18 protein-coding genes are annotated in these 25094 nt (G+C 41.9%); all 18 read left to right on the forward strand.

The window, feature by feature from the left end; translation table 11 throughout:
* Positions 1 to 41 precede the first annotated feature (41 nt).
* Positions 42 to 4067, forward strand: a complete 4026-nt coding sequence (gene rpoB / locus SANK73390_RS04030; RefSeq protein WP_462763846.1) for a DNA-directed RNA polymerase subunit beta — start codon at positions 42 to 44, stop codon at positions 4065 to 4067.
* 115 nt (positions 4068 to 4182) lie between these two features.
* The gene (gene rpoC, locus SANK73390_RS04035; protein ID WP_261595421.1) at positions 4183 to 8364 is read left to right on the forward strand and encodes a DNA-directed RNA polymerase subunit beta'; all 4182 of its coding nucleotides are present in this window, start codon (positions 4183 to 4185) and stop codon (positions 8362 to 8364) included.
* Between the two features lie 693 nt (positions 8365 to 9057).
* Positions 9058 to 10878: a hypothetical protein gene (locus SANK73390_RS04040; RefSeq protein WP_462763848.1), complete on the forward strand. Its 1821-nt coding sequence runs from the start codon at positions 9058 to 9060 to the stop codon at positions 10876 to 10878.
* Between the two features lie 22 nt (positions 10879 to 10900).
* On the forward strand, positions 10901 to 11818 hold the full coding sequence (locus SANK73390_RS04045; protein ID WP_462763850.1) for a hypothetical protein: 918 nt from the start codon (positions 10901 to 10903) through the stop codon (positions 11816 to 11818).
* A 71-nt stretch (positions 11819 to 11889) separates the two neighbouring features.
* Entirely contained in the window at positions 11890 to 13836 is a 1947-nt protein-coding gene (locus SANK73390_RS04050; RefSeq protein WP_462763852.1) for a hypothetical protein, read from the forward strand.
* Between the two features lie 67 nt (positions 13837 to 13903).
* A complete protein-coding gene (locus SANK73390_RS04055) occupies positions 13904 to 14452 on the forward strand; it encodes a hypothetical protein (protein WP_462763853.1) in 549 nt (182 codons plus the stop codon).
* Between the two features lie 25 nt (positions 14453 to 14477).
* The gene (locus SANK73390_RS04060; RefSeq protein ID WP_462763855.1) at positions 14478 to 16865 is read left to right on the forward strand and encodes a PKD domain-containing protein; all 2388 of its coding nucleotides are present in this window, start codon (positions 14478 to 14480) and stop codon (positions 16863 to 16865) included.
* Positions 16866 to 16885: 20 nt separating this feature from the next.
* Entirely contained in the window at positions 16886 to 17422 is a 537-nt protein-coding gene (locus SANK73390_RS04065) for a hypothetical protein (RefSeq protein WP_462763857.1), read from the forward strand.
* A gap of 34 nt (positions 17423 to 17456) precedes the next feature.
* Positions 17457 to 18101, forward strand: a complete 645-nt coding sequence (locus SANK73390_RS04070; RefSeq protein WP_462763859.1) for a hypothetical protein — start codon at positions 17457 to 17459, stop codon at positions 18099 to 18101.
* 65 nt (positions 18102 to 18166) lie between these two features.
* Positions 18167 to 18739 (forward strand): hypothetical protein, encoded by a 573-nt coding sequence (locus SANK73390_RS04075; RefSeq protein ID WP_462763861.1) that lies wholly within the window; start codon positions 18167 to 18169, stop codon positions 18737 to 18739.
* A gap of 94 nt (positions 18740 to 18833) precedes the next feature.
* A complete protein-coding gene (locus SANK73390_RS04080) occupies positions 18834 to 19346 on the forward strand; it encodes a hypothetical protein (protein ID WP_462763862.1) in 513 nt (170 codons plus the stop codon).
* Position 19347: 1 nt separating this feature from the next.
* Positions 19348 to 19905 (forward strand): hypothetical protein, encoded by a 558-nt coding sequence (locus SANK73390_RS04085; RefSeq protein WP_462763864.1) that lies wholly within the window; start codon positions 19348 to 19350, stop codon positions 19903 to 19905.
* Entirely contained in the window at positions 19902 to 20408 is a 507-nt protein-coding gene (locus SANK73390_RS04090) for a hypothetical protein (protein ID WP_462763866.1), read from the forward strand. The genes SANK73390_RS04085 and SANK73390_RS04090 overlap by 4 nt, the downstream gene beginning before the upstream one ends.
* 46 nt (positions 20409 to 20454) lie before the next feature.
* Positions 20455 to 20946, forward strand: a complete 492-nt coding sequence (locus tag SANK73390_RS04095; protein ID WP_462763868.1) for a hypothetical protein — start codon at positions 20455 to 20457, stop codon at positions 20944 to 20946.
* A gap of 571 nt (positions 20947 to 21517) precedes the next feature.
* Positions 21518 to 21892: a 30S ribosomal protein S12 gene (gene rpsL / locus SANK73390_RS04100; protein WP_010367657.1), complete on the forward strand. Its 375-nt coding sequence runs from the start codon at positions 21518 to 21520 to the stop codon at positions 21890 to 21892.
* A gap of 100 nt (positions 21893 to 21992) precedes the next feature.
* Positions 21993 to 22463 carry a 30S ribosomal protein S7 gene (gene rpsG / locus SANK73390_RS04105; RefSeq protein WP_261595420.1) on the forward strand — a complete coding sequence of 157 codons (471 nt, stop codon included), beginning with the start codon at positions 21993 to 21995 and terminating at the stop codon, positions 22461 to 22463.
* A gap of 27 nt (positions 22464 to 22490) precedes the next feature.
* Positions 22491 to 24605 (forward strand): elongation factor G, encoded by a 2115-nt coding sequence (gene fusA / locus SANK73390_RS04110; protein WP_462763871.1) that lies wholly within the window; start codon positions 22491 to 22493, stop codon positions 24603 to 24605.
* Between the two features lie 60 nt (positions 24606 to 24665).
* Positions 24666 to 25094: GTP-binding protein (locus tag SANK73390_RS04115; protein ID WP_462763874.1), on the forward strand; the 429-nt coding region annotated here is incomplete at its 3' end.

The raw sequence follows: 25094 nt of genomic DNA on the forward strand, positions 1-25094 counted from the left end.
AAGAACAGGTTGGGTCAAAGATCAGCAAGCTGAGGAACCCCATGGCTTACTCTTATTCTGAAAAGAAACGTATCCGTAAGGATTTTGGTAAACGTCCACAAGTTTTGGACATACCTTTCTTACTGTCGACGCAGTTAGAATCGTTCAAAAAATTCTTGAATCCGGACGCTGATGGCGACCACGGTTTGGAAGCTGCTTTCCGTTCTGTGTTTCCGATCAAAAGCTACTCGGGAAATTCTGAGCTACAATACGTAAGTTATCGTATTGGTGAGCCAGTATTCGATGTAAAAGAATGTCAAATTCGCGGCGTGACATATTCTGCTCCACTTCGCGTGAAATTACGTCTTGTGTTAATGGATAAAGAAGCACCAGGCACAGTTAAAGACATTAAAGAGCAAGAAGTTTACATGGGCGAAATCCCGCTCATGACTGATACCGGTACTTTTGTTATCAATGGAACAGAGCGTGTTATCGTTTCTCAGCTACACCGTTCACCTGGTGTATTCTTTGATAACGACCGTGGTAAGTCGCACTCTTCTGGTAAAGTGCTTTATAACGCGCGCGTTATCCCTTACCGTGGTTCATGGTTAGACTTTGAATTCGACGTAAAAGATAATCTTTACGTTCGTATAGACCGTCGTCGTAAACTACCTGCATCAATCATTTTACGTGCACTTGAGTTCTCTTCAGAAGAGATCCTTGCATTGTTCTTCGATACAACAACGTTCGAAGTAACTGACGGTAAAGTGTTAATGGAGCTTGTACCATCACGTTTACGTGGTGAAACAGCTGCTTTTGATATTAAAGATGCTGACGGTGAAATAGTGGTTGAATCTGGTCGACGTATTACAGCGCGCCATATTAAAACACTAGAAAAGAAAGAAATTACTCAATTAGAAGTACCACACGAGTACATTATTGGTCGTGTGATCGCGCAAAATTACATCGATGAGTCTACTGGCGAAGTTATCGCTAATGCTAACGATGAGTTATCGCTTGAGTTGATGGCTGAGCTTGTAAAAGCGGGCCATACTAAAATCGCTACTCTTTACATCAATGATGTAGACAGCGGTGCTTATATGTCAGATACAGTTCGTATTGACTCAACTAGCAATCGCCTAGAAGCATTGGTAGAAATTTACCGTATGATGCGCCCTGGTGAGCCACCAACAAAAGAAGCTGCGGAAGCACTTTTTGACAACTTGTTCTTCTCTGAAGAGCGTTATGACTTGTCAACTGTTGGTCGTATGAAGTTCAATAGCCGTGTAGGCTATGACACTGACACTGGCACCGGCACCCTGAGCAAAGAAGATATTGTTTCGGTGATGCGAGTATTAATCGACATTCGTAACGGTAAAGGCGATGTGGATGATATTGACCACTTAGGTAACCGTCGTATTCGTTCTGTGGGTGAAATGGCTGAAAACCAATTCCGTGTTGGTTTAGTACGTGTAGAACGTGCGGTACGTGAACGCCTAAGCTTAGGTGATTTAGATGCTGTAATGCCACAAGACTTAATTAACGCTAAGCCTATTTCTGCAGCAGTTAAAGAATTCTTCGGTTCTTCACAGTTATCTCAGTTTATGGACCAAAACAACCCATTATCTGAAGTAACGCATAAGCGTCGTATTTCTGCATTAGGTCCGGGTGGTTTAACACGTGAACGTGCAGGCTTTGAAGTACGAGATGTACACGTAACTCACTATGGTCGTGTGTGTCCTATCGAAACGCCGGAAGGTCCAAACATTGGTCTGATCAACTCACTTTCTACGTATGCACGTACTAACGATTATGGTTTCTTAGAAACACCATATCGTAAAGTAGTTGATAGTGTGGTGACTGATGAAGTTGATTACCTTTCTGCAATCGAAGAAGGTCAGTTTGTAATTGCACAGGCAAACTCAAACTTAGACGAAAATAACGAATTTATTGATGAGCAGATCCCATGTCGTCACAAAGGTGAATCAACCTTTATGGGTCGTTCTGATATTCAATATATGGATGTATCTCCACAGCAGGTTATCTCTGTGGCAGCGGCGCTTATCCCATTCCTTGAACACGATGATGCAAACCGTGCATTAATGGGTTCAAACATGCAACGTCAGGCAGTACCGACGTTAAAAGCAGACAAGCCGCTAGTAGGTACTGGTATTGAACTGACGCTTGCGAAAGATTCAGGTGTAACTATCGTTGCTAAACGTGGCGGTGTTGTTAAGTACGCTGATGCAAGTCGTATCGTTGTAAACGTTAACGAAGATGAGCGTGTACCTGGTGAAGCCGGTATCGACATTTATAACTTAACGAAATATACACGTTCAAACCAAAATACCTGTATTAACCAAAAGCCAACTTGTATGGTTGGAGAGCCGGTAGTACGTGGTGATGTGCTTGCAGATGGTCCATCTACTGACTTAGGTGATCTTGCGCTTGGTCAAAACTTACGTGTAGCATTCATGCCTTGGAATGGTTACAACTTCGAAGACTCGATTTTATTATCTGAGCGCGTAGTTGAAGAAGATCGTCTAACCACGATCCACATTCAAGAGCTTCAATGTATTGCTCGTGACACTAAGTTAGGTCCTGAAGAGATCACTGCTGATATTCCAAATGTGGGTGAATCTGCACTTGGTAAGCTTGATGAATCAGGCGTTGTGTACATTGGTGCTGAAGTAAAAGGCGGCGATATCCTAGTAGGTAAAGTAACACCTAAAGGCGAAACGCAGCTAACACCGGAAGAAAAGCTACTGCGTGCTATCTTCGGTGAAAAAGCATCAGATGTTAAAGACAGTTCATTACGTGTTCCAAACTCTGTAACTGGTACTGTTATTGATGTACAAGTATTTACCCGTGATGGCGTTGAAAAAGATAAGCGTGCCTTAGAAGTTGAAGACATGCAGCTTCGTGAAGCGAAAAAAGACTTCAATGAAGAATTCAAGATCCTTGAATCGGGTGTGTTAGGTCGTGCGCGTTCTCTACTAGTGAAAGCTGGATTTGAAGAAAGCCGCATTGCGGATCTTTCAACTGACAAGCTACTTACCCAAAGCCTTGCGGATGAACAGCAGCAATCAGAGCTTGAGCAACTTGCTGCACAGTATGATGAACTTAAAGCCGAATACGACAAAAAGTTTGAAAACAAACGTCGCAAGATCACTCAAGGTGATGATTTGCAGCCTGGCGTGTTGAAGATTGTTAAAGTTTACTTAGCTGTTAAACGCCGTATTCAGCCTGGTGATAAGATGGCGGGTCGTCACGGTAACAAGGGTGTAATCTCAACGATTGTACCTGTTGAAGATATGCCATACGATGATAAAGGTCGTACTGTAGACATCGTATTGAACCCACTCGGTGTACCATCACGTATGAACATCGGTCAGGTCTTAGAAACTCACATGGGTCTTGCTGCACGCGGTATTGGCGAGCGAATCGAAGAAATGATGAAAGAGCAGCGTGAGCTTCATGAGCTACGTGAATTCATCAAAAAAGCCTACGAAGTAGGGGATTGTCGTCAGAAAGTTGATATTGCAAGTTTCTCTGATGATGAAGTTCGTCGTTTAGCTGAAAACCTTAAAGGTGGTTTACCGATTGCGACGCCTGCGTTTGACGGTGCCAAAGAAAGCGAAATTAAAGAGTTACTAGAGCTAGGTGGATATCCATCAAGTGGTCAGGTAACACTTTATGATGGCCGTACTGGTGACGCATTTGAACGTCAAGTAACTGTTGGTTACATGTACATGTTGAAACTTAACCACTTGGTTGATGACAAAATGCACGCACGTTCAACAGGTTCTTACAGCTTAGTTACTCAGCAGCCGCTGGGTGGTAAAGCTCAGTTCGGTGGACAGCGCTTCGGTGAGATGGAGGTATGGGCATTAGAAGCATATGGTGCTGCCTATACTCTGCAGGAAATGTTGACAGTTAAGTCGGATGACGTAAATGGTCGTACTAAGATGTATAAAAACATCGTTGACGGTAACCATAAGATGGAACCGGGTATGCCTGAGTCATTCAACGTATTGCTCAAAGAAATCCGCTCACTGGGTATCAACATCGAGTTGGAAGAGAATTAATCCGACCGCCGCAGCTTAGCTGCGGCAGTTACCCTCCCAGTGGGTAGCCGGACTGAAAGAATGTAGGGGCAAGCTTTGTTTGCCCTCAAGATTAACCTCCGACAGGAGAGCTAAGGTGAAAGACTTACTTAAGTTTCTGAAGCAACAAAATAAGACCGAAGAATTTGATGCAATTCGCATTGGTCTTGCTTCACCAGACATGGTGCGTTCATGGTCTTACGGTGAGGTAAAGAAACCTGAGACAATCAACTACCGTACTTTCAAGCCTGAGCGTGACGGCTTATTCTGTGCCCGTATTTTTGGCCCAGTGAAAGATTATGAGTGTTTATGTGGTAAATATAAGCGCTTAAAACACCGTGGTGTGATCTGTGAAAAATGTGGCGTTGAAGTAACGCTAACTAAAGTGCGCCGTGACCGTATGGGTCACATTGAACTAGCAAGCCCAGTGGCTCATATCTGGTTCTTGAAGTCATTGCCATCTCGTATCGGCTTAATGCTTGATATGACGTTGCGTGATATTGAACGTGTACTTTACTTTGAATCATTTGTGGTAACTGAACCTGGTATGACAACGCTTGAGCGTGGTCAGCTATTAGGTGAAGAAGAATACCTAGACTCATTAGAAGAGCACGGTGATGAATTCGAAGCGAAGATGGGTGCAGAAGCTGTACTTGATTTGCTACGTGAATTAGACCTTGGTCAATTAATTGCTGAAATGCGTGAAGAGTTACCAACCATTAACTCTGAAACTAAGCGCAAGAAGATCACTAAGCGCCTTAAGCTTATGGAATCATTCCACCAATCAGGTAATAACCCTGAGTGGATGATCATGAGTGTGCTTCCGGTTCTTCCGCCAGACTTACGTCCACTAGTACCTCTAGATGGCGGCCGTTTTGCAACATCAGATTTGAACGATTTATATCGTCGAGTTATTAACCGTAATAACCGTTTGAAGCGCCTTTTAGACTTAGCCGCACCAGATATTATCGTACGTAACGAAAAGCGTATGTTACAAGAAGCGGTTGATGCGCTACTTGATAATGGTCGTCGTGGTCGTGCAATTACTGGTTCTAACAAGCGCCCACTTAAGTCGCTTGCTGATATGATCAAAGGTAAGCAAGGTCGTTTCCGTCAAAACTTACTAGGTAAGCGTGTTGACTACTCTGGTCGTTCTGTAATCACGGTTGGTCCTACGCTTAAACTGCACCAGTGTGGTCTTCCTAAAAAGATGGCACTTGAGCTATTCAAACCATTTATCTACGGTAAACTTGAGCGTCGCGGTATGGCTACGACTATCAAAGCTGCTAAGAAAATGGTTGAGCGTGAAGTACCAGAGGTTTGGGACGTTCTAGATGAAGTTATTCGTGAGCACCCGGTTTTACTTAACCGCGCACCCACACTTCACCGTCTAGGTATCCAGGCATTTGAGCCGGTACTAATCGAAGGTAAAGCGATTCATCTACATCCATTGGTATGTGCGGCTTATAACGCCGACTTCGATGGTGACCAAATGGCGGTACACGTACCGTTAACGATTGAAGCACAGCTTGAAGCCCGTGCGCTGATGATGTCGACTAACAACATCTTATCTCCAGCGAACGGTGAACCAATCATCGTACCTTCACAGGACGTTGTATTAGGTCTTTATTACATGACGCGTGACCGTATTAACGGTAAAGGCGAAGGCATTGTATTTAAAGATCCGAAAGAAGCTGAAAAAGCATATCGTACAGGTGCTGCTGAACTTCACGCACGTGTAAAAGTACGTATTACTGAAATACGTATTGATGAAGAAACCAAAGAACGTTCAGAAGTGACTGAGATCATTGATACTACAGTTGGTCGTGCAATATTGTCACTTGTTTTACCTGTTGGCTTACCGTTTGAGCTAATCAACAAAGCATTAGGTAAAAAGCAAATTTCTGGTCTTCTTAACGAGTGTTACCGTCGCTTAGGCCTAAAAGATACAGTAGTATTTGCTGACCAAGTGATGTACACCGGTTTCCATTATGCGATGAAGTCAGGTGTTTCAATTGGTATAGATGACTTAGTTATCCCACCAGTTAAAGCTGAAATCATTGAAAATGCAGAAGCAGAAGTCAATGAAATCAACCAACAATTCCAGTCTGGTCTTGTAACTGCGGGTGAGAAATACAACAAAGTTATTGATATCTGGTCACGTGTTAATGAAAATTTATCACGCGAGATGATGGCGAACTTGTCAAAAGACACCGTTGTTAACGCCCAAGGTGAAGAAGAAGAGCAACCGTCATTTAACTCTGTGTTTATGATGGCAGACTCCGGTGCTCGTGGTAGTGCCGCTCAGATCCGTCAGTTGGCTGGTATGCGTGGTCTAATGGCACGTCCAGATGGTTCAATCATCGAGACGCCAATCACAGCGAACTTCCGTGAAGGTCTAAACGTACTTCAGTACTTCATCTCAACTCACGGTGCGCGTAAAGGTCTTGCCGATACAGCACTTAAGACTGCGAACTCGGGTTACTTAACTCGTCGTCTCGTAGATGTGGCGCAAGATTTAGTTATCAATGATGACGATTGTGGCACATTAGATGGTCTAACAATGAAACCGCTTATTGAAGGTGGTGACGTTGTAGAACCACTACGCGAGCGTGTATTAGGTCGTGTAGTTGCTGAGGATGTTGTTAAACCTGGTACTAATGACGTACTTGTTGAGCGTAATATCATGCTTGACGAGAAATTGTGTGACTTGTTAGAAGAGCACTCAGTAGACGAAGTACGCGTACGTTCTGTAATCACCTGTGATAACGATTTTGGTGTTTGTGCTAAGTGTTATGGTCGTGACCTTGCACGTGGACACATTATCAATGCGGGTGAATCAGTTGGTGTTATCGCTGCTCAATCAATCGGTGAGCCGGGCACACAGCTTACGATGCGTACCTTCCACATCGGTGGTGCGGCATCAAGAGCATCAGCTGAAAACAGCGTGCAGGTGAAAACAAACGGTAACCTGAAACTGCACAATGCGAAATACGTATTGAACACTGACGGCAAGATTGTTATCACTTCTCGTTCAACGGAAATTACTATCATTGATGAGCATGGTCGTGAGAAAGAACGTTATAAAGTACCATATGGTGCAGTATTAACAGTTCAAGACGGTGCTGACGTTAAAGGTAATGATATTGTTGCTACTTGGGACCCGCATAGTCACCCAATTATCATTGAACATGATTCAAAAGTTAGCTTCTCAGACATTGATGACAGCAACACTGAAGCACAAACGGATGAGTTAACAGGTCTAACCCGTGTGGTTGTTAAAGACCTATCTAAAGTGAATGCTAAAGAGCCTAAGCTAATCGTTGAAAACGAAGAGCGTGGCTTGCAAGAGATTCGCTTACCATCGTTCACGACAATCGAAGTATCTGACGGTACAAAAGCAGCACCTGGTAGGGTTCTTGCGCGTATTCCTCAAGAAGGCTCGAAGACTCGTGATATCACCGGTGGTCTACCGCGCGTAGCGGACTTATTTGAAGCTCGTAAACCAAAAGATCCAGCCATTCTTGCTGAAATCACAGGTACTATTAGCTTCGGTAAAGAGACCAAAGGTAAGAAACGTTTGGTTATCACACCTGAACAGGGTGATGCATACGAAGAGATGATCCCTAAATGGCGTCAGCTTAACGTGTTTGAGGGTGAGCAGGTATCTAAAGGTGAAGTTATCGCCGATGGTCCTGAGTCTCCGCATGACATTCTGCGTCTACGTGGTGTAACTGACGTATCTAACTACATCGTAAACGAAGTACAAGAAGTATATCGTCTACAGGGTGTAAAGATTAACGATAAGCACATTGAAACTATCATTCGTCAAATGCTACGTAAGTGTATCATTTTAGATGGTGGTGACACTGAGTTCTTAGCAGGCGAGCAAGTTGAAGTAGCACGCGTTAATATCTCTAACCGTGACCTTGAATTACAAGGTAAGATCCCTGCGAAGTTTGAAATTCAGCTAATGGGTATCACTAAAGCATCACTTGCTACTGAATCATTCATATCAGCAGCATCTTTCCAAGAAACAACACGTGTTCTTACGGAAGCAGCTGTAAATGGTAAGAGTGATGAGTTACGTGGTCTGAAAGAAAACGTAATCGTAGGTCGTTTGATTCCAGCTGGTACAGGTTTTGCGTATCACCAAGAGCGCATGGCCCGTCGTAAACAAGCAGACTTACCAGTAGAAGAGCAAACTGTCAGTGCTGAAGAGGCAACTCAAGCATTGACCGATGCGCTTAATGCAGATTTACTAGGTGGAAACAAGTAACTTTTCATAAGTAAATAAACCGAATAAAAAGCCGCCAAATAGGCGGCTTTTTGCTAGGCAATCACAGTTGCTGTGCCTATCATTAAACAACCCCACTTTTTTAAGTATTTATTCAAACATACCAAATCAGTGCCATTTAATACCTAAGTAATACTAAAACATTGATTATTCTAGCGAGCTAAATGGCCCATTGGCTGTGTTAGAAATTACTCAAGTAGCGTAACTGCATCCCAAAATTAACCTTACAGTCCACAATTTTGGGGCAGCTCAAGGCGAGATCGAGTACGTAAGAGTTGGTAGATTCAACGCAGAAAGCCAAAAAGAGCGGTGCCATAGCATTTCGGTTATCTTGAGCTTAGGTTAGTTGCAAAGTATTTTTTCTTTCTGAACCCTTATCCAAGTAAATTTAATCTGACATGAGTGCTTATATACATACTTAATGATTTATTTACATGATTTCTTTTTTTTAAATATCTAAGAAATCTGCAGGGTAAGTCAAATAGCATGGATGTTTTAGAGCTAAGTTATTGAAAAAATGAATTATATTTATCTTCTGTTAACTATGAATATTTTAATTAAATATTTATTGATGTGGTTAACATTAATAGCTAATATGGGAACTGAGTTTAGGTATCTTGCTTGGTGTTATGGAAGTACAAGCAACTACAATATATGATATAAAAGGAATTTTAAATGACACATGCTATTACACATAAGCATGCAGGGCTTTGTGCTGCTTTTTTACTTATAAACGCATTAAATGTAAACTCGGCGTTTGCGTCCAATGCGAGTTGCTCTGCAAAGTTTCAAGTAAGGCACTTTCAACCACAAATTTGTTACTCGGAATACAGTGTACAAAGTTGCACAGATGTTTGTGAGACAGCTTCTCCAACTAGTATTCCTAGTTGCTTTAAGGAGTTATTTCTTCCGTGTGAATTAATCGAAACTCTGCGAACTTCAGCCAAAGGCATGCAAGTAGAAGGTGCTGAAGTCTGGTTTCACGCCAGTGATTTGATATCATATCGGCCCGTCAACACCGCGCTTAATGTTTACCAAGGTGAACTTTACAGCGAGCTGTACCAAGAGTTCATGGTTTCACCTGGAGAGTTTGGCTTTACGCCTGCTAGTGATGAGCTTCGTCGTCAAAACTTTCGTTTAGACTTGCTAGGACAACTTGATAGAGAATCTAGAGCTCTACGATACGCTGGCGTTTATCGACGCTATTCTCTTGGCCTCGAACTAGAAGCGCAACTCAATGAAACAGTGGCAGACATGTACACTAAGATTGAGCGATTTCCCTATTTTTCTGAGTCACAAAAGCTGAGCCTGAAAACAGAACTAAATAGTAACTTTTCGGCACAGATTAGCATTTGGGATAGGCTGAAAAAGTATAACTTAGAGACTATTTCAAAGAGCCGCGTGCGGCATCTTAATCGCCGCATGAATAAGTATGCATCACAGATCGCGCAGTTGCCGCTTGATCTACAAGCTACCGCCATTAATAAATCTCAAAGATTGAATAGCTATGTTGACGTATCATTCACTCAATGCGACACAGGAGTATGTTTCAATCAAATAGAAGCGCCCGTTGGTGTGCCGTTTTATCCGAACTTTGATCATCGACTGTCATATTTTGAGCAAGCACTTACTTTGCTGGCTAATGAAGCGTCAGCATTAACATATGTCTATGATGGCAACTACCAGTTGATTCCGCCGCATCAATTGCGCATACCTAGTTTTGCGGGTTTTGTAAGCAGTAAAATGTCTGATTTTAAACAGCAGCGCGACGAGGCTAACTTGGAACGTCTGGCAACAGCTATCAATATTGCTTATTTATCAGATAGTTCAATAGGAAAACGCGCACTTGAAGATTTAACTCAACAAGCGGATGTTACTAATAACACTGGCTTTTCGGCTCTAGCTGCTCTTGAACAAGAACCCATTTTACTGTGTAAAGAGTTCAGAAAAATAAGCCCAGAGCTGGCTCAAATACAGTCTGAAAGTTTTGCTTTAGCAAAAGAAGCAAATTTAATTCTTGAGCAGATGTTTGAATTGGACTACCCAGAATCTTTGATGATCCAATTAGAGGAGCTGGTTTTAAGGCTAGAAAGCTTAGCGCTTCAAAGTATTATCATCTCGAATGTGGAGCAGTTTCAAGAAGACCGAATTCTTACTATCAACTGGGAATTATTTGACCCTACAACAAGTAGGGACAATTTACTCATTGAAGTGGAATACTTTGACTATAATGGCATGTTCTGGACACCTAGGATGTCATCCACTTTGTCAGAAATCTTCCCATCCATTGATGGGTTGGGAACTCTGACAGATTCTCTACTACCAACTGGGGTAGGGATGAACTCACCACTCAACAACCTACAGTTGAGGATCAGGCAATCGGCGTTTAATGCGTGCTCTGAGAACAACCAACAAGTCAATATGGTAGTTAAAATCACCGATGAGCAAGGAATTATTAGCCGTCAGGTATTAACTGCAACTTTAGAGCAAATATAAGTTCGATTAAAGGATATAAACAATGAAAACTTTATTATTAGCAACCTTGTCTTTGGCAAGTGCGGCATCGGCGTACGCTTTTCCGGTAGAAGTATTTGACGCTGAACAGCAATGTCGTTCGCGCATGACTACGACAGGTGAGCGTTTTATACCACCTTGCCAGTTCACCGGCATGAATGTGTATGCACAAAAAAGTAATACTTATGCTAGTGGCAGCTTAATTGAGAATGGTTTGTATAAAACGATGCTCAATTATACTTTTGCATGTCAATCAATACGTCCATTATCAGTGCGTTACACGTTATCAAACCAAGATGGTTCATCTGTATCAAATCGTATCGCAGGTTCAAGAACCAATGAACCCAATTCGGTGGAGTTGACGCATGGCAACCGTAGTACAATACTGAACTTTGAAGAGCTATCTGGCGCTACAGGCTTTCAAGCAATAAAGCCTGGATGTAAGTTAGAGGTGCAACAGCTCGTATCTTATCCTGAGCCTCGTTACTTTAATCTTGTTGCCACCCAGTTAGTGAACTTTAATTCTCATTTAGAATACATGTTAACTCAAGCAGTTCCTTCAACAGGTCATACTAGTTTGCTTGCCGCTATTAATAATACTGTTAGCACGCTTGATTTCATGCAATATGATATTGAAGATGAAATTCTAGCGGGTGAGGTAACACAAGCGCTGGCGGATTTAAGGTCAACGAAATCTTATCTTGAAAGCAACTGTGGCACGGGTTCTTATTCCAGTGTGTGTACAGCTCAGTTAGCAAATTTGCGTAGCTCATTGTCATCATCACTGACTGTAAATGAAGCAAACATCTCACAGTTATACAACTATTTGAATTCACAAACTGCGTGGCTTGCAAACAAGTATGTCGGCCGAGATCGCACAATTTTAGGAAATGCAGTAAGAAAACTTAGTACGAAGCTTTAGCTTAAAATGCATATTTAGTATTCGGCTCGAATCAAAGGATTTATCCACACCGTAATAAAGGAAATAAAACTATGTACGGAAAACTCATTGCAACTTCTGTTGCAGCCGCATTGGTGCACAGCGCCGCGGTTCAGGCATTACCCGATAACACATCTGGTAACCCGTTAAATCAAATAGGGGTTCATGTACCCTCAGGTATCGGTGATGTAGTCCTAGATCATCAAAACCCTAAATTACTCCACGTAGGCCCTGCTAATAAAAAGGAGATCCTAGGTACATACTTTCATCTTGGTGGCCTTAGCTGTGCAAATTATGTTGGTATGAAAAATCAAATGACCGACGTGCCATTAACTGCGGCTGCACGTCAGCAAGCTGCAGATAATGATCAATTTATTAGTAACTACTTCCAATACACGTTTGCACTGCCTTTGAAAAATAATAAAGTCATGTTTGAAATTGCAAATAAATCAAAAGAAATTGATGATTTAGCAATGGCAAATCAAGGTGTAATCGACAGATATCACGCTCTGTACCTGGAGTGGGAAGACATCATTTATGAGACCGAGCTTTTCAGAAAAGAGTTAGAGTCTCTGCGCTTAAAACAAAGTGATGAAAATAACCGCTGTATGCTTAATGCCAATGGTGATTTTGCCAAAGCCATGGAGTGTATGAGAGGCGTTTATGAAACGTACACCCCGTTATTGGAAGACGCAAACGCCAAGATTGCAGCAGCGGATCAACGCAAAGCTGATGCGCGTGATGAGTACTTTCAAGTTAAAGGTCAATATAAGGCGGTTGAAGACAAGCTTAATCGTTTAGATAGACAAATGGAGATGTATGAGCGAATTTTTAATGCACAACTTGTGATTGTAAAAAATGCTTATGATCTTGAGCTCAAAACAGTGACAGCTGCGGGTAAGTATATAGCAGGCTCAGCATCAGCTGCTTACAATTTGTGGGATAACGAAGCTGCTATTTTATCAAATGCATTGCGAAGTTCAGGTAAGAGTGATTATTCGGTTCAGCAGCTCAAAGTATTTGATGTGCGCTTAAATTCAGGTGTTACACGTGATAACCCAAATATCACAACAGATAATGACCACTCAATTTTCCGTAAGAATGTATGGTCTTATCCTGCAGATACCCTGATGTATGTAGGAGATCTCAAGAATTATGCGATGCCGTTTGAGCGTGAAACAGTAGGTGACACAATCAACTTCGATGCAACGCGGGCGGATTCACTAGCCTCTGGTGGTATTGATTTTCATGTTACTACAGATGCTCGTTGTGGTGATTATGAAGAAAACGTAACGCAGAATTATAGCGGGACTTATGATGGTAGGACGACATCGTGGAAAGTGCAGCACGATAAATACGTTCCTGCAGAAAACAAACCTGTTTTTGCTGCAACGTTAGGCTTATCTTACAGCTATTATGCCTACCCGGGTAAGCTCGAAGGTGAGTGTTCAATTGAAGTTGATCGAATGAACAGCTACTGGAGAAACACCGGTAAATCAAAAGGCTGGAGTTGGTTCAAGAGTAAGACAAGAAGCTGGGATCACATTCGTACTACAGCGCGCGACGATATGGGTATGGAATGTAAGCTAAGTGTTGTTCCTCAATCTAGCGACCCAGCAGAAGCCGCTGAAATTGCAGAAAAATTTGAAACTCAAATGTACAACGATATGTGGCAAATGTTCTTAGCAGTCTATGCGGAATCATACGACCTTGTTGTTAAGGATCCAGAAGTAACTGATCCAGGTCAAAGTGATGTTGGTGCATCCATAGGGGATGGTTTGAATAAAGTATGCCCTGCAAATGTCTACTGTCAGTTTGCAAATGTTGTACTACGTACGCTTGATAAGATTGGTGGCTCTAAAGCACAAGGGACCACAACGTATAACTCTCGTGAATACGGAAAAATCTGGAAGCGATTCGAGAAAGACTCATTTATCGTCTCGCAAGGCAGTGCGGTAATAAAAGCCAAAGTATGTGTTGACAACCGTCAATGTAACTAAGGCATAAATTTGAGGGGGCTTTCTCCCCCTCAATTATCAGTTCACTTAATTAATTTTAGGATTTGTTATGAAGGCAAAGATCATCATTGCAATCACGTGTATTGCTGCTGTTAGTTATTTGGGTTTTAGCATGTATGTTGGTACTGATGCACAGCAGCCAACGATAACAAGCCCACAGGTAAGTATGAAAAAAAATGACGCTGAGTTTGTAGGTAAAGTAGTAGAAAAAAAGAATGACGGAGTAAAGAAAAGTGTTGCTGAAATTGTGCAAAACGCTAAACGCAACTTGAATAAAACACAGACTGTAGAAGTAAATAAAGAGTTAGGCCGCGACGAAATGAACGAGTACTACAAGTTTGTTATTGAATCGTTTCCACAATTAAAGGGCCAAGTCGTTGAGTATCGTCAGGCTGTTCAAATACAAGAGCAAAAGGTTCAAGCACTTTCAGAACGTATAGAGCAACGAAATAAAGATATTGTAGCAACAGGCTCCGTATCACAGAGCTTTAGCGATGACCTACTTTATGAACAAAACCAGCTTACTGAGCGCGCAAGAGAGTTAGGCCGTCAGGCTATGGTGTTAAATGAAGCTATTCGACAAGCAGCATATAACTAACGGTTTAAACCAAAGGAATAATAAAATGAAATGGAAAAATGGGTTTACCATCCCAATGTGCATATTAATTTCTGCATGTGGAAGTTCAAGTAGCTCAGAGGCGAAAGACCAGTCTGTGCATGTGGCTAAAAATAATGTCCCAGTTGCTGTGATTACATCTGGCAGCTCGGTTATTCAAGTTGGGGAACCTGCGCTATTTAGTGCGGGACAAAGCTATGACCAAGACGGTGATGTATTAACGTATGAATGGGTATTAACTCACGGTGTTCAGCAAGTCCCTGTTGACTTACAGCAAACAAGTGTAAAAGAGCTGACTTTGCAGCTTACCAATGCTGGACAGTACAAATTGTCATTGCGAGTAAGCGATGGTAAAGAGACAAGCCCTTCATCAGAATTTGAATTCACTTTAGATGAGCAAATCACGATACATGCTTCAGCAGGTCAAGATTTTACAGTGAAAAAAGGCCGGGTGGCTTCGTTGGATGGTAGTAATAGTCATTCCACTGAGGGGGTGATCACTAAATATGAATGGCGCTTCGTCGAAAAGCCACAAACTAGTAGCGCTGTTATTTTTAAAAACAAAAAAGCTAAAACTGAGTTTGTCGCTGACAAAGTAGGTCGCTATGTTGTTGAGTTGATGGTCGAGAATACTCTGGGGCATAGATCAACAGATCAGCTCGTTGTTACCAGCGATGCATTAGGTGAGAACTCATCACCTGTCGTTATTTTGAAAGGTGCTAAAAAGCAGTTAGAGCCGAATGAAGTTGCTTTACTCGATGCAAGTGAAAGTTATGATCCTGATATGTTTGATAGGTTGCAGTTTTTATGGGAAGTCATTACCCAACCTAGTAATGGGCAAGCAAAGTTAAGCTCGGTATCAAGTGCGCAGACTAGCTTTTCTGCGTCAATGATTGGAGAGTATGAAGTTGCGGTGACTGTAACTGATTCACAGGGAGCATCCTCTAAGGGATCACAGGTTTTTACTGTGACCACAGACAACCTACCACCAATAGCTCAATTGGTCGACGATATCTACTCCCCAGTAGCACCAATCACATTAAACTGCCAATCATGTTATGACCCTGAAGGTGTTCAGCCCAGTTATCAATGGCAGTTAATTAGCCGCCCAGAGCAAAGTGCTAGCGAAATTACTTCGTCCACGCAAGCACAAGCAAATTTGCTTCCTGACGTAGCGGGTCAATACACCGTTTCATTGACAGTGTCTGATGGCATCACTGCAATTACTTCAAACATACAAACGATTCATGTTGATAACAACCAAAAACCAACTGCAAAAGTAATAGCTCCTGACGCTGTTTACTTGGGCAACATCGTTCAGCTTGATGCAACGCAAAGTACAGATCCAAATAATGATGCATTAACCTTTGAGTGGGAAGTTGTTGAAGCGCCAAGCTTGGTTGAGTTAACCATAGACGGTAATGGTAAAGCGTCGTTTACGCCCTCTGAGCTTGGCATTTATACAGTTTCGCTGCGTGTCAATGATGGTGAATATTATTCAGATATGCTGACGCATACAGTTGTGGTGAAATCAAACTTACCGCCTGTTATTGTTTTTGAAAACCCCGCGCCTAGAAAAGCGTTAGTGGGTGAACAGATCAACTTCAACGCAGCACAGAGTAATGACCCTGAAGGAGATATACTTTCTTACGATTGGTCACTGGATAGCCCTCTAGGGTCAAATGCTCAAGTAATCAATGAAACTGAAACTAAGGTGTCGGTAATAGCTGATATTCCAGGTAATTATACGGTTAATTTAAAGCTTAGCGATGGTTCAGGTAATGAGGTGTTTAAATCAGTCGACCTAGACGTATCAGATCCGGTGAATAAATTGTCCGGTGTAGTGAAAGGAAAATTAGTGGGCGTGTATTTCCGCCCAATTGTAAATGCAGAAGTAGAAATCAATGGCCAAAAATATGTTACTGATGGTAGCGGCATATTAGACGTTCAAGTTGACATTGAGGAAGGTGCTGATTTAGTCATCAAAATGGTCGATGCACGCTTTGCTGATAGTGTGTATAGCGCGCCAAAAATCACACAAGATGGCTTTGTTATCGACTTTGGGGAAGCATATGTACCTGAGATGCAAGCAGTAGAGATTAAATTGCGTACCTGCCCAGGATATCTTGGGCCAGACAATATTAACATAGATTATCGTTTGACCTCTATTAGCCCAGAAACTAATAAGTTTGTTACTGAATTTGAACAGACAGTTAATTTTTCTTTAGATGAATATCGACGCTCTAGCAAGTTAATGAGCTTCCCAGCAAAAGCAAAATATAACATGCATGTAGAGCCGGGATTAAAAATTACAGTGCCTAGCTCTGCACAACTGCTGGTTCCCTATTTACCCGGAAACACAATACCTAAATACACATTTATTTGTGATAAATAACCTAAAAGGAAATTTTAAAAATGAAAAATTTAGCAACCGCTATGGCTTTTTTATTGTCTTTTGGCGTCCATGCTGTGGATCCCATTTATGTCGGTGGTGAACAATATAGTTACACTGAAAGCGACTTTACTGAGGTTTATGAGCATGGTCATGTTGTCGGCTATGAAACAGAAATTCCGATAAAGGTCGATGAATATGACGCTATTGTAGAAGACTTCCCAGAGCTTATTTTTGATATTGGTGGTGAAGCAACAGGCGCAATTGGCGATGCACCAACGCTAGTAGACATGAGTGTTTATTGCACAAATGAAGAAGAAGATGGCTCTTTCGCTGGTGAGTTTTCAAGTGTTGATATTGGTTATGATGCGGACATTATAATTGAAAGAAGAAACCGATTATTGCCGGCACGCTTTACAGTGTACAACCGTAAGAAAACAAATGGTAAGTGTAAAAGTTTAAAAATAAGTGTCAAAAAAACGGGTGCATCTACTGAGGATATGTCCGCGACGATAGATAAGCTGAACGTAGATCTAATTGTATTCCTCACTTTGTCATAACAAATAAAACCTAACTGAATAAAAGGGAATTACTATGAAAACAAAACTTATAATAATGACACTTTCTCTGCTGAGTGTATTGTCTTTTCGTGCTGCTGCGAATGTTGAAAGTATTGATACTGTGGAGCTATTTGAAACACTATCAGCCGAAGAGGTAGCGTTTAGATATCCTTGTTGTGATTATGACCGTGGGAGAGATTGTAGGCCATACGAAATGCTATCTGAACACGCTGTCTCTTCAAAAGAAATGATTACTGCTGCGATGGCAGTAGCGACACCAGGAGCAATTCATGTAGGTGGTGCTCGTTATTCACTTAGTAAAGCAAACTTTACTCCAGTTTACACAACACGTGTCATTTTTGAGCCATGCTTTATGTCTGAGCCAAGAACGATCAGTATATTATCGGGCTATGAAGCAACCTTTAAAGTATATGGGGATGAAGGGCAAAAGCTATTTTTTGACATCAGCGGTCGCTCTGATAAATCGATGAAATTGTCTGCATCATGTGCCACATTTGGTGGTTCTGATACTGGCAGTAAATGGGTGATCTCTAAAGCTCAAACAACGGGAGGAAACTGTGACATAATGACAGTGAGTTACTCTTTCATCAATTCCAATCGTTCAGCACCTTCTTATATTAACTTAAATGTTTTGATCACCGAAGAACTGAATTACTAAAAACAAAACACTTAAAATTTATAAAAAATAAAGCTCAATTAAGCTTTAATAAGCAAGGAAGAAAAATGAAATTAACAAGTTTATACAGTGGTATATTGTTGACTCTGGCTGTTGTTGGTGCTTTTGATGCACAAGCGAAAGCTCGCGATGGAATATTTCCACCACCGGAGCCATGTACTTATAGTACTAACCCAGATGTAATGTCTCAAGCATATGCTCAAGAGCAAGCCTTTCAGGCTTTACAAGCATCAGGTATACATATTGGTGGCTCTCGTTATTCATTACAAAGAAGTGACTTTACCGCTAAATATAAAACGGTGAGATATACCTGTCCGGGTGAAGAACCATTAATTATCAATGAATATTCGGGTTATACATTATCAGTGCCTGTATATAATGATTTTGGTCAAAATCTGTATTTTGATGTTTCAGGACGCGCTGCAAAAAATATGCATTTAACTGTTTCATGTGGTTCGTTTTCTGCTTCTGACTCAGGGGATAAATTCTTTATCTCTAAATCGGTGGTTACTAACGGTACCTGTACAACACTGAATATGGATTTTTCTTTTACTCGTTCTCCTACGCCGCCACGCTACTTGGATATGAGTGTGATGATCTCAGAGGCATTGGAGCACTAACCTTTCTAGGGTACTAGAAACATGTAAGGGCATAGTCAAATAGAATATTTATACGCTATGCCCTAATTTGGATATACCAATAAGGATATGAAAAATGGGAAAAATATTATTTGCAGCAGGTATTTTAGCTTGTTCAAGCTGTGTATTTGCTGTTGAAGCGAGTAAAACAATAACAGTGGATCAGGAAGCATTAATACTCAATATAGCTGATTTTACACCTACAACAACCGAGTGGGCGGGTAGACATGTAGTCACCGGCTATCAAGCTTTAGTTGATGTAAAAGGCGCGAAGTCTACTTTGTTCTTTGATGCTAGCGGTGAGGTATCAGCAAGGTGGTTTGCAGCTAATTTCGACATAGTGGCTAAGTTAACTTGTAACGGCACCCCAGTAGGGATGAGCAAGGCGTATGGTAAAAAGGTAGACCGAGACGTAATTCCTGCCAAGCTTGCTATCGCAGAGCTACGAAAAGGTGTTGATAACTGTACTCAACTAAAAATTGAGTTATTTAAACAAGGTTCATTGAGCCGTCAATTTTACACGCCAATAGAAGAGGTTTCATTTGCTGTTGCGGTAAAGGGATTTAATACAACTCAAGGAGCGTTATAAAATGTTGAAAGCAATTGTAATGAGCACAAGCTTGCTCGCTTTGAGCGCAGTGAGCCAGGCATCTGAACTTGGTAGTAAGTTTACAGACGAAGATATGTTACAGCAGGAAAATAACTATGAGCTAAACCTTGCTGCATCAGGGTTAATTAGCGCAGCGGTGATTGACTTACAATTAATAGTAACCGGTCAGGGTGAGCTAAATGCTGCTATGAGTTCAGCATGTACTCAATGGCAAGGAACTGAGTGTGTAGGTTCTTATAAGAATATTTGGCAAAGTGAGTTATTACATGAGGTAAGCGCTTCTATTTATTGCGATGATCAACTCTTACACAAAGATAAACAGAACTACAGTGAATATACAGGTGAAGAGTTAACGAGTGTGAATAGTACATTAGCTTTTGATATTTCTTTAGTTAAATTAACGCCCATCACATGTCAGTCGGTTAAAGTCAAAGTTACAACGAGTAGTGGTGAACATAAGGCGAAAATTAAAGGTACGCTAAACTTAAAAAATAGTACATCCGCGCCGAGTTCATCTCGATATAAGGCGGTATTATGAAAAAGCTAATGGTTATATCGAGCTTATTGGTTGCTTCACAGGCCTATGCGGACCAAGTATCAGTAGGTGGCGAAGCATTTGAATTAAGGTTTGAAGACTTTGAACCAATCACTGTGCCATACGCAGGTAGAGAAGCGGTAGTAGCTTATGAAGCTGATTTGGGTGTGACTGGGGATTATGGACAAGACCTAACCTACCGTATAAGCGGTAAAGTATTCACGCGTTGGTTTTCAGGTAACTTAGCCGTTACTTTGTCTGCAACTTGTGGTTTCCCTGGTATCAGTGAGCAAATTTTTATTGGTGAAAGCATGGAATATGGCGACCGAGTTAATGGCTATGTATCTTTGGCAAAACCGAAACTTGTTAAGGTATTAAATACTGGAGGTGATTGCCAGAACATGAAAATACGCCTAGATAAGGAGGGTCATCTGAGTCGCCAGTTTTATACACGAGTGACTGATTTGCAATTTAACGTGCAAATTTTTGAAAAGATCCCTCGATAATTTAACGCTAAGGCACCCCAAGGTGCCTTTTTTAAAGGAGTCGTTAGTGAAAAATTTAATGATTTTAAGTGTACTGTTGATAGCGTCAAAGGCATCAGCCTTACCAACCATCTATTACGGTGAGGAAGTGCAAGTCACTCTATCAGACATGCATGTCAAGCAGGAGCTTTATACGAGTGGAAAATACGCAGATGTTGCATATGAAGTTAAGTTTAATTTGTTCGGAACAGGCTCGAGGGATAGCCTTGATGTACATTTAAGCGGTGAGGTTGGCTCTGCTTGGTATTCATCGAACTTTGGAATAAAAACAAACATCTATTGCGGTAACTCACTTGTCGCGTCAGATATCGCATATGGTGTTCGTTATGAGCGTTCTAGTTACGTTGCAAAACCGAGAGTGTTTATCAATGACATTTCCCCCCCGAATAATTGTGAAACAGTTACAGTTAAAGTGGAAAAGCTGGGGAGTGTTGCCCGTATGTATTATACCAATATTGCGCGTATGAATCTTCGCCTATATATAGGTAATGGATATTAGGACGTGTTTATCTTTGCTGTTTTTTTTACAGCAGTGAGTTGGCGGTTTAGACAAGACTACGGCGATATCGCATAGTTACTCTATGTGAGTTAGCCGATAGCGCCGAATAAATCTTCAACTCGCACTGCTCTGTGAGTTCAACTCTTTGTCATTCGCAACTGACATAAACCATTCTGCAGTATTACTCTTTTAGTGTATTGAAAGCCTTTGATTTGCACAAAATTTATACTTCAAAGATAAGCAGGCCCTACCTAGGAGTTTAATCACAACAAAAAACAATAAGAAGCACTAAGATAAGTCCACTTTTTTTGGTACGATAGTAAAGGTATGAATTGTTTGTGAGCAGGTATTTAACCAATAATAAAAAACTATAAGAGTTTGTTGGCCTAATTGTCAAAATGAGAGGTTAATAGGCTAAAGTTAGCGCTTTTAGGACGGTTTTTATTGACAGGTTAATCTTTGCTCATTAAAATTCGGCCACCCATTTATTCGTTCCATGAAAATGATGACGGGAAAGGGTCGATTTTTTGTATTTTTTCAGTAGTAATTTTAACTAATCAGGAGCTATTTAATGGCAACTATTAACCAGCTAGTGCGTAAGCCACGTCGTAGCAAGGTTACTAAAAGTAACTCAGCCGCGCTTAAAGCTTGTCCGCAAAAGCGTGGTGTATGTACTCGCGTATATACAACTACACCTAAGAAACCAAACTCTGCATTACGTAAAGTAGCGCGTGTTCGTTTAACTAACGGTTTCGAAGTAACATCATACATCGGTGGTGAAGGTCACAACCTTCAAGAGCACAGTGTAATCCTAATCCGTGGTGGTCGTGTTAAAGATTTACCAGGTGTGCGTTTCCACACAGTACGTGGAGCACTTGACTGTGCCGGCGTAAACGACCGTAGACAGGCTCGTTCTAAGTACGGTGCAAAACGCCCTAAGGGCTAATGGTTCTCCGTTAGTAAGGCCAAGCACTTAAGTTTTAATTTTAAATAATTTGTTTTGGGGATTCGCGAAAGCGCGAACCTGAAGATACCGGAGATATAAAATGCCTAGAAGACGCGTAATAGGTCAACGTAAAATTCTTCCAGATCCGAAGTTCGGATCAGAACTTCTTGCTAAATTCGTTAACGTAGTAATGTTAGACGGCAAGAAATCTACTGCTGAAAAAATCGTATATGGTGCGCTAGACGTGGCTGCTGAGAAATCAGGCAAGTCGCACCTAGAAATCTTTGAGTCTGCACTTGAAAACGTTCGTCCATCGGTTGAGGTTAAATCTCGCCGTGTTGGTGGTTCAACGTACCAAGTACCAGTTGAAGTACGTCCAGTTCGTCGTAACGCATTAGGTATGCGTTGGTTAGTTGACGCTGCACGTAAGCGTGGCGAAAAATCTATGGGCTTACGTTTAGCTCAAGAAATCGTTGACGCTGCTGATAACAAAGGCACTGCGGTTAAGAAACGTGAAGACGTTCACCGTATGGCTGAAGCGAACAAAGCATTCGCTCATTACCGTTGGTAATCTGCTAACACCTTTTAAGAGGATAATATGGCACGTACAACTCCTATTGAGCGCTATCGTAACATCGGTATTTGTGCTCACGTAGATGCAGGGAAAACCACCACGACAGAACGTGTTCTGTTCTACACAGGTCTTTCACATAAGATCGGTGAAGTTCACGATGGTGCTGCAACTATGGACTGGATGGAGCAAGAGCAGGAGCGTGGTATTACTATCACGTCTGCTGCCACAACGTGTTTCTGGAAAGGGATGGACGCGCAGTTTGACGACCATCGTATTAATATTATTGATACTCCAGGACACGTCGACTTTACCATTGAAGTAGAGCGCTCTTTGCGCGTACTTGATGGTGCCGTTGTCGTGTTGTGTGCTTCATCAGGTGTACAGCCACAGACAGAAACAGTTTGGCGTCAGGCGAACAAATACGCAGTACCTCGCATGGTATTCGTAAATAAAATGGATCGTACTGGTGCTGACTTCCTTGCTGTTGTGGAACAGGTGAAATCTCGCCTGGGCGCCACACCTGTGCCTATTCAGCTTCCAATCGGTGCTGAAGACGAATTTAAAGGTGTTATCGATCTCATCAAAATGAAGGCCATAAACTGGACTCAAGAAGACCAGGGCATGACGTTCACTTACGAAGAGATCCCAGCAGAACTTCAGGACTTAGCCGAAGAATGGCGTTCTCATATGATTGAGAGTGCTGCTGAGGCGACTGAAGAGCTAATGGATAAATATTTAGAAGACGGCGAGTTAAGCGAAGCAGAGATTAAATCTGCGCTTCGCCAACAGACATTGGCCAATGAAATAGTGCCTATGACCTGTGGTAGTGCATTCAAAAACAAAGGCGTACAAGCAGTGCTTGATGCCGTTATTGAATTCATGCCCTCACCTACAGAAGTTAAAGAAATCCAAGGTATCTTAGAGGATGACTCTGAGGCTACCCGCCCTGCAGATGATAATGCGCCGTTCTCGGCATTGGCATTTAAAATTGCCACAGACCCATTTGTAGGCACTTTAACTTTTTTCCGCGTTTACTCTGGGACTGTTAAACAGGGTGATGCGGTGTTCAACCCGATTAAAAGCAAAAAAGAGCGTTTGGGTCGTATTGTTCAAATGCATGCAAATTCTCGTGAAGAGATCAAAGAAGTGCGCGCTGGTGACATCGCTGCTGCTATTGGTCTTAAAGATGTTACTACTGGTGACACACTATGTTCACAAGAAGCTGTTATCACTTTAGAGCGTATGGAATTTCCAGAGCCGGTGATTTCGGTTGCAGTTGAGCCAAGAACGGTGGCTGACCAAGACAAAATGGGTATCGCGTTAGGTAAACTAGCGGCAGAAGACCCATCATTCCGTGTAGAAACGGATGAAGAATCAGGTCAAACGATTATCTCTGGTATGGGTGAGCTTCACTTAGATATCATTGTTGATCGTATGAAACGTGAATTCAGCGTTGAGTGTAACGTTGGTAAACCTCAAGTGGCATATCGTGAAACGATTCGTAAATCGGTAGAAGCTGAAGGTAAATTTGTACGTCAATCTGGTGGTCGTGGTCAATATGGTCATGTTCGGCTTAAGCTTGAGCCTATGGATATCTCAGATGATGAAGCGCCTATTTACGAGTTTGTAAATGACATTGTTGGTGGTGCAGTACCAAAAGAGTATATCCCCGCGGTTGATAAAGGCATTCAAGAACAGATGCGTCAAGGGGTCCTTGCCGGTTATCCGTTGTTGGGTGTTAAAGCGACACTGTTTGATGGCTCGTTCCATGACGTAGACTCAAACGAAATGGCGTTTAAAATCGCAGGTGCTATTGGTTTTAAAAATGGTGCGCTTGAAGCAAGCCCCGTTATTTTAGAACCAGTAATGAAGGTTGAAGTTATCACTCCTGAAGGTAACATGGGTGATGTAGTAGGTGATTTAAATCGTCGTCGTGGCATAATCGAAGGCATGGAAGAGGCATTTGGTGGCTTGAAGCAAGTTAATGCACAAGTTCCGCTTTCTGAAATGTTTGGTTATGCAACCGATCTTCGTTCTGCTACACAAGGCCGCGCATCATACTCGATGGAGTTTTCCAAGTATGCTGAAGCGGGAAAAAGTGTAGCCGAGACAATTATTGCAGCTCGCGCTGTTAAGTAATTTTAGTTCGGTCCGGTCTCTAAGGGCTGGACTTTAATTTCTTTATAGGAATTTTTTAAGATGGCAAAAGAAAAGTTTGAACGCGTAAAACCGCACGTAAACGTAGGTACAATCGGCCACGTTGACCACGGTAAAACAACTCTAACAGCAGCAATCACTAACGTACTTGCAAAAGTATACGGTGGTGAAGCAAAAGACTTCGCAGCAATCGATAACGCTCCAGAAGAGCGTGAGCGTGGTATCACAATCTCAACTTCTCACGTTGAGTACGATACACCGACTCGTCACTACGCACACGTAGATTGTCCAGGACACGCGGATTATGTTAAAAACATGATCACTGGTGCTGCACAAATGGACGGCGCAATCCTAGTAGTTGCTGCAACTGACGGTCCTATGCCACAAACACGTGAACACATTCTACTTTCTCGTCAGGTTGGCGTACCTTACATCATCGTATTCATGAACAAATGTGACATGGTTGATGAC

It is taken from the genome of Pseudoalteromonas sp. SANK 73390 (assembly GCF_054966645.1).